Here is a 764-nt window from a genome sequence, read left to right as displayed (position 1 = left end):
GTTCAGTTGTTCACCCAGCGAGCGGAGACGGGCAATCAGTTCATCTTTCGTCATGGACTCCTCCACAGAGAAACAATGGCCCCGAAGGGCCATGATTACGCCAGTTGTACGGACACGAACTCATCAGGGTCAGCCAGCAGCATCAGCGGTGCTGACTGAATCATGGTGAACTCACGCGCCGGATCGCCGGTGGTCACCCAGTTTTTCGGGTAACGGGCAGAGGCGTTAATGCCTTCGCGCTGTGCGTCCGCATCCTGAATGCAGCCATAGGTGCGCAGACCGCGTGCCTGAGTGTTCCCCAGCACCATCGTGTTGTCCGGCAGGAAGTTCTTTTTGACGCCGTTTTCCACGTACTGTCCGGAATACACGACGATGGCCACATCGCCATACATCCCCTTATAGGACACCGCTTTGCCCAGGTCTTTCACCGCTGTCTCCAGCTCGGAATTAGAGCCACGACGGGTATCCAGCTTCTCCTTGACGGCTTTGAAGGAACGGAACAGCGCCCAGCCTTTCGGATCGAACACGATGATATTCACCACACCGCTGGCGTTCAGCGCGTAGGCTTCGATATCGTCGGTCGGGTCATACGTGGACTTGTCACGCTTGCTCCACTCCGTGCCGCCGGACTGCGTGATGTTATTCTCCTCACTGCGGCCCATATCCACCTCAACCGGATCGAAGGCTTAACCGGTCATGGTGTATTTGCCCTTAAGCACGGCAGAAACTGCCTGCATCTCTTCGACCTGAGCAATGGCCAGCTC

At 56.8% G+C, this 764-nt stretch carries 1 pseudogene; it reads right to left on the bottom strand.

Annotation, left to right across the window (positions count from 1 at the left end):
• Window positions 1-95: 95 nt before the first annotated feature.
• Window positions 96-764: pseudogene (locus CBF90_RS16100) on the bottom strand (major capsid protein); the annotation flags it as partial.

Source organism: Microbacterium sp. AISO3 (assembly GCF_002204305.1).
Lineage (GTDB): Bacteria > Actinomycetota > Actinomycetes > Actinomycetales > Microbacteriaceae > Microbacterium > Microbacterium arborescens.
The sequence above is the reverse complement of the archived record's forward strand: the minus strand, read 5'-3'. Positions and strand labels throughout refer to the sequence as shown.